Annotated in this window: 6 protein-coding genes; 2 read left to right on the top strand and 4 right to left on the bottom strand. The window is 70.2% G+C overall.

The genetic code is table 11. From position 1 onward, the window contains the following. Both CJ022_RS05950 and CJ022_RS05945 read left to right on the top strand, forming a co-directional pair. Nucleotides 1-1,258, top strand: a 1,258-nt coding sequence (locus CJ022_RS05950) for a cation:proton antiporter domain-containing protein (protein WP_101925742.1), incomplete at its 5' end; no start/stop codon positions are given. Nucleotides 1,259-1,265: 7 nt separating this feature from the next. Beyond that, nucleotides 1,266-2,024, top strand: coding sequence for an SIR2 family NAD-dependent protein deacylase (locus CJ022_RS05945; protein ID WP_101925741.1), 759 nt, complete (start codon nucleotides 1,266-1,268; stop codon nucleotides 2,022-2,024). Nucleotides 2,025-2,134: 110 nt separating this feature from the next. Here CJ022_RS05945 and CJ022_RS05940 read toward each other — a convergent pair whose 3' ends face one another. The 4 genes from CJ022_RS05940 to CJ022_RS05925 form a co-directional block, all read right to left on the bottom strand. Further along, nucleotides 2,135-3,061, bottom strand: coding sequence for a TIGR01777 family oxidoreductase (locus tag CJ022_RS05940; RefSeq protein ID WP_101925740.1), 927 nt, complete (start codon nucleotides 3,059-3,061; stop codon nucleotides 2,135-2,137). 144 nt (nucleotides 3,062-3,205) lie between these two features. Continuing rightward, on the bottom strand, nucleotides 3,206-4,480 hold the full coding sequence (locus CJ022_RS05935; RefSeq protein ID WP_233198625.1) for a citrate synthase: 1,275 nt from the start codon (nucleotides 4,478-4,480) through the stop codon (nucleotides 3,206-3,208). A 256-nt stretch (nucleotides 4,481-4,736) separates the two neighbouring features. Beyond that, a complete protein-coding gene (locus CJ022_RS05930) occupies nucleotides 4,737-4,985 on the bottom strand; it encodes a type B 50S ribosomal protein L31 (RefSeq protein ID WP_101925739.1) in 249 nt (82 codons plus the stop codon). Between the two features lie 71 nt (nucleotides 4,986-5,056). Beyond that, complete coding sequence (locus tag CJ022_RS05925) at nucleotides 5,057-5,995, bottom strand: nucleoside hydrolase (protein WP_101925738.1); 939 nt, start codon at nucleotides 5,993-5,995, stop codon at nucleotides 5,057-5,059. Nucleotides 5,996-6,091 lie beyond the last annotated feature (96 nt).

Genomic DNA, 6,091 nt, shown 5'->3' with positions numbered 1-6,091 from the left:
TCTGGTGATGGTGCTGGCGCTGGTGCTGCTGCCGGTGCTGGCGGAGGTCTACACCGACCGCGGCGGCGATGCGGCGCCCGGCGTCGGCGCGATCCTGCTGACCATCCTGTGGACCCTGCTCAAGGTCAGCGCCTTCGTCGCGGTGATGCTGCTGGTCGGACGCCGGGTGATCCCGTGGATCCTCGAACGCATCGCCGGTACCGGGCAGCGCGAACTGTTCACGCTGTCGGTGCTGGCGATCGCGCTGGGCGTCGCGTTCGGTTCGGCCACGCTGTTCGGCGTGTCGTTCGCGCTCGGCGCGTTCTTCGCCGGCATGGTGCTCAACGAGTCGGAGTTCAGCCACGAAGCCGCGAACGATTCGCTGCCGCTGCGCGATGCGTTCGCGGTGCTGTTCTTCGTCTCGGTCGGCATGCTGTTCAATCCGCTGATCCTCGTCGAGCACCCGTGGCAGGTGCTGGCGACGTTCCTGATCATCGTGGTCGGCAAGTCCATCGCCGCGTACTGGATCGTGCGGCTGTTCAAGCATCCGCGCTCGACCGCGCTGACGATCTCGACCAGCCTCGCGCAGATCGGCGAGTTCTCTTTCATCCTCGCCGGTCTCGGCGTGAGCCTGCAGCTGCTGCCGCCCGACGGCCGCGACCTGGTGCTGGCCGGTGCGCTGCTGTCGATCATCGTCAATCCGCTGCTGTTCGGCTGGCTCGACCGCTGGCAGGCGAAGAAGGACGAGGCGCTGCGCAGCGCCGAAGCCGCGCACGCCGCCACGCTCCCACCCGAGAACCAGCTGCCCGCCGACCTGCACGGCCACGCGATCCTGGTCGGCTACGGGCGCGTCGGGCGCCAGCTCGCGGACCTGCTGCAGCAACGCGGCGTGTCGCTGGTGATCGTCGAGGACGACAGCGAACTCGTGCGCAAGGCGCGCGAACGCGGCTATCTGGTCGTGCGCGGCAACGTGGCCCTGGAAGCGGTGATGCACGACGCCGCGCCCGAACGCGCCGCGCTGGCGATCTTCGCGATCCCGCAGGCCCTGGAGGCCGGCGAGGCGATCGAACGCATGAAGGCGATCAATCCCGCGCTGACCGTGCTGGCGCGCGCGCACAGCGACGGCGAGGTCAAGCATCTGCTCGAGCACGGCGCCGACGGCGCGGTGCTGGCCGAGCGCGAACTGGCGTACTCGCTCGCCGAGATGGTGATGTCGACGCCGCCGTTCCGCCCGGTGCGTCCGGGCAGCGAGCCACCGTCGACGCCGCAGCCGGCCTGAGACCGCGATGCGGATCGCGGTGCTCAGCGGCGCGGGCCTGTCGGCCGACAGCGGCATCCCGACGTTCCGTGATGCGCTGACCGGCCTGTGGGCGCGGTTCGATCCGGCCGAGCTGGCGACCGAGGCCGCGTTCCGCCGCGACCCGGCGCTGGTCTGGGGCTGGTACCGCTGGCGCGCGCACGCGGTCCTCGCCGCCGCGCCCAACGCCGGCCATCGCGGAATCGCGGCACTGGCGGGCGCAGGTCACGTGGTGCGGGTGGTGACCCAGAACGTCGACGATCTGCACGAGCGCGCGGGCAGCACCGACGCGATCCATCTGCACGGTCGCCTGCTCGCGTCGCGCTGCATCGACTGCGGCGCACGCGTCGACCCCGATCCGATGTTGCAGGCGCCCGTGGCCGCGACCGATGGCGCGCGCGAGGCGCCGCCGCGTTGCGCGGTCTGCGGCGGCGCGTTCCGGCCGGACGTCGTCTGGTTCGGCGAGCCGCTGCCCGACACCGCCTGGCGCGAGGCGCATGCGGCGATCGTGGACAGCGAGCTGCTGGTCGTCGTCGGCACGTCGGCGCTGGTCTGGCCCGCCGCCGGATTGCCCGATGTCGCGCTCCAGGCCGGCACGCCGGTAGTCGAGATCAATCCGATGCGGACGGCGCTGTCGCCGCGCGCCGATGCGCATTGGCAGACCGGTGCAGCCGACGGGTTCGCGCGGCTGGGCGCCCTGCTCGCCACGGCCGGCCCCGATATCCGGCGTCGCCTCGACACCGGCTGAGCGGCATCGGTCCTGCTGCGATTCGACGTGAACCTGTGCGCGGGCGCGGCACGCGTCGTCCGCCGCACCATCACGAATCGCGAACGGTCGGAGACGCTTCCGGCAGCGCCTCAATCCGCGGCGGCATCCGTCCCCAACTGCGACGCGAGATACGGCGCGAGCTCCGGCCAGGCGAACACGAAGCCGCGTTCCTGCAGACGCGCCGGCGCCACGCGCTGGCCGTCGAGCAGCAGCGTCGACATCTCGCCGAGGCCGAGCCGCAGCGCCCGCGCCGGCACCACGAAGACCGCTGGCCGGTGCAGCGCGCCGGCCAGCGTGCGGGTGAACGACGCATTGTCGACCGCGCCCGGCGCGGTCAGGTTGAACGCCCCGACCGGCACGGGCGTCGCCGGCGTCGGCGTCAGGTGCGCCTGCACCAGTTGCAGAGCGGCCTCGACCCAGTCCTCGCGGGCGATCCAGCTCAGGATCTGCGTGCCGTCGCCGAGCCGGCCGCCGAGCCCCAGCCGGAACGGCACCAGCAGACGCTGCAGCATGCCGCCCTCGGGATGCAGCACGACGCCGGTGCGCAGCCGGACCACGGGCACGCCGTGGGCCTCGGCGGCCATCGCCGCCTCCTCCCAGCGCGCGCACAGGCGGTGCTGGAATTCGTCGTGCGCGGCGCTGTCCTCGTCGAGGGGGGGGTCGCCCTGCGCGCCGTACCAGCCGATCGCCGAGCCGCTGAGCAGCACGCGCGGCCGCACATGCGCGGACTGGATCCAGTCCACGACGACCCGGGTCGGGATCAGCCGGCTGTCGAACAGCTGCTGCTTGCGCGACTCGCTCCAGCGTCTGTCGGCGATGCCGGCGCCGGCCAGGTTCACGACCGCATCGAACCGGTCGTCCGACCACAGCGACGCGTAGTCGCGCACCTGCACGCCGGCGGGCGCATCGCGCGCGGTGTCGCGCGACAGCCAGGTCACGTCGAATCCCGTCGCGCGCAGGCGTCGGGTCAAGGCGCGCCCGAGGAAACCGCTGCCACCGGTGATCAGCACATGCATGACGTCGTCCCGCCCGAAGAATCGTCGCAGCGTGCGGGCGACGCCATCAACCAGGCGTGACGCCCGCGGCGGCGGCGGAATGGCACGCCCCGAACGACAACGCCCCGCGGATGCGGGGCGTTGCGTGACCGGCCTGGCGCGGACTCAGCGCTGGGCGCCGTTGTAGATCTGGCGCGGACGGCCGATCTTCGCTTCCGGATCGACCTGCTGCTCCAGCCAGTGCGCGACCCAACCGGCCGTGCGGCCGATCGCGAACATCACGGTGAACATCTCGGTCGGGATATTCAGCGCCTTGTAGATGATGCCGCTGTAGAAATCGACGTTCGGGTAGAGCTTGCGCTCGACGAAATAGTCGTCCTTCAGCGCCGCTTCCTCGAGCTTCATCGCCACTTCCAGCAGCGGATCGTTGACGCCCAACTCGCCGAGGACCTTGTGGGTCATCTCGCGGATGATCTTGGCGCGCGGATCGAAGTTCTTGTAGACGCGGTGGCCGAAGCCCATCAGGCGGAACGGGTCGTTCTTGTCCTTGGCGCGCGCCACCGCCTTCTCGACGTTCTTCGCATCGCCGATCTCGGCCAGCTGCTTGAGCACGGCCTCGTTGGCGCCCCCGTGCGCGGGGCCCCACAGCGCGGTGATGCCGGCGGCGACCGACGCATACGGATTCGCACCGGTCGAACCGACGAGACGCACGGTCGAGGTCGACGCGTTCTGCTCGTGGTCGGCATGCAGGATGAAGAGCAGGTCCATCGCCTTGGCGACGACCGGGTTGAGCTCCAGCGGCTCGCTCGGCACCTCGAACATCATGTGCAGGAAGCGGTCGACGTAGCCCAGGCTGTTGCGCGGGTAGCGGATCGGCTGGCCGATCGAATAGCGATACGCGGCCGCGGCCAGCGTCGGCACCTTGGCGATCAGGCGGATCGCGGCGAGGCGGCGCTGCTCGGGATCCTGCAGGTCCAGCGTGTCGTGATAGAACGCCGACATCGACGCGACCGACGCGGCGAGCATCGCCATCGGGTGCGCATCGTGGCGGAAGCCCTGCAGGAAGCTCTTCAGCGACTCGTGCATCATCGTGTGATGCGTGACTTCGTGCTCGAACTTCGCGAACTCGTCCTGGGTCGGCAGCTCGCCCATCTGCAGCAGATAGGCCACTTCGAGGAAGTTCGACTTCTCCGACAGCTGCTCGATCGGGTAGCCGCGGTACAGCAGCACGCCTTCGTCGCCGTCGATGTAGGTGATCGCGGACTTGCAGCTCGCCGTGGCGGTGAAGCCGGAGTCGTAGGTGAAGCAGCCGGTTTCCTTCGGCAGCTTCGAGATGTCGATGCAGGGATTGCCCAGGGTGCCGTGCAGTACGGGCAGCGTCACCGACTTGCCGGCGGCGTCCAGGACGACCTGATCGAGAGCGGAATTGGATTCAGACACGCAATGGCTCCTCATTTCGCCGGTCATGCCACGACCGGTCAGACGGGTGCGGCCGATGCCGCAACGCATCAATTATCGCATAGCCATCCGCGGGCCGACGGCCCACAGCATTCCACCCACGTCGAACACGGCGACGCCCGCCGCACGTCGGTGCAGCGGGTGGGACGGAGGGCGCAGGCAAACGAAAACGGCCGTCCCGAAGGACGGCCGCTCCAGCAGATCGGCAGGACGTCGCGTCGCCGCGACGCGCCCGCGATTACTTGGCGTAGCGCTTGCGGAACTTGTCGACGCGACCGCTGGTGTCCATGATCTTGTTCTGACCCGTGTAGAACGGGTGCGTGGCCGAGGACACGTCGATCTTGATCAGCGGGTATTCGTTGCCGTCATCCCACTGGACTTTTTCCTTCGCGGTGGCCGCGAGGGTCGAGCGGGTGAGGAAACGGAAATCGGAAGTCACGTCCTGGAACACGACTTCGCTGTAATTCGGGTGGATGTCGGCCTTCATGGCGGGCACCAAAGTTGCGCAAGGGAAGAGCGGCATCTTAACCGCCCGCCCCGGCGCGGCGCAAGTCTCGCTCACGCCGCCTGCAGCGCGGCCCGGATCATCGCCTCGAACCGGGGCCGGTCGTAACGCAGCAGGATGCGGGCGCGGTCCGGCAGGCCGAGCTGGCGCTGCCAGTCCACCAGGGTGACGCCGCGGGCCGGGCCGGGCGCGAGCACGACATCGACCGGTCGCTCGGCGGTCTCGAGCGCGCCGTCCGGCGCCAGCACCCAGGCCATCGCCAGCGCATCGGCCGAATGCCAGTCGTCGCCGCGCCGGTCGGCCGACCAGTCCCGGGTCTTGCGCGAGATCGCCTCGTAGAACGTCGCCCGCGTGCCGCCCGCCTGCATCCACGCGACCACGGCATCGTGCGGCAGGCCGTGCGCGACCGTGGCCTCCCAGTCCGCCAGGTCGAAGCGCGGGAACGCGTCGAACACGATCTTCGCGGCTTCGGGATCGAAGTAGACGTTGAATTCCGCGGCCGGCGTGATGTTGCCGTGCGCCGTGACCGCGCCCCCCATGACCACGAACCGCGCGATGCGCTCCGGCAGCGTCGGATCGAGCTTGAGCGCGAGCGCGATATTGGTCAGCGGCCCGAGGGCGACCAGCACCAGGCGTCCGGCATGCGCGTGCGACAGCCGCAGGATCGCCAGCGCCGCATGCTCCGTCTCCGCCGCCCGCGCGGCCGGTGCGTAGCCGACGTCGCCGAAGCCGTCGTCGCCGTGCACGTAGGCCGCATCGGGCGCGGCATGCAGCAGCGGCGCGGCGCTGCCGGCGTACACCGGAATGTCGCCGCGTCCCGCCACTTCGCACAGCTTCAGTGCATTGGCGACGGTATGCCGCAGCCCGACGTTGCCCGCGGCGATCGTCAGGCCGACGACGTCGTGGTCGCGGTCGTGGAGCGCCAGCAGCAGCGCGAGGGCGTCGTCGACGCCCGGGTCGGTATCGATGAGAAGCGGGATGCGTCCGGTCATCCCGTATTATTCCCACGCGCGGCGATCGTGTCGACGCGGTGGCCGTGCGCGCGTCACGCCTCCTGGCGATGACGGCGCACCTGCCGGCGCCCGGCG

The sequence above is a fragment of the Luteimonas rhizosphaerae genome (assembly GCF_002849595.1).
Lineage (GTDB): Bacteria > Pseudomonadota > Gammaproteobacteria > Xanthomonadales > Xanthomonadaceae > Luteimonas > Luteimonas cellulosilyticus.
Note: the sequence above shows the minus strand (reverse complement) of the source record. Positions and strands in the feature narration are given on the sequence as shown.

Coding starts and splice junctions, on each gene's coding strand:
- CJ022_RS05945 (WP_101925741.1), top strand. CDS start 1,266: ATGCGGATCGCGGTGCTCAGCGGCGCGGGCCTGTCGGCCGACAGCGGC.
- CJ022_RS05925 (WP_101925738.1), bottom strand. CDS start 5,995: ATGACCGGACGCATCCCGCTTCTCATCGATACCGACCCGGGCGTCGAC.
- CJ022_RS05940 (WP_101925740.1), bottom strand. CDS start 3,061: ATGCATGTGCTGATCACCGGTGGCAGCGGTTTCCTCGGGCGCGCCTTG.
- CJ022_RS05930 (WP_101925739.1), bottom strand. CDS start 4,985: ATGAAGGCCGACATCCACCCGAATTACAGCGAAGTCGTGTTCCAGGAC.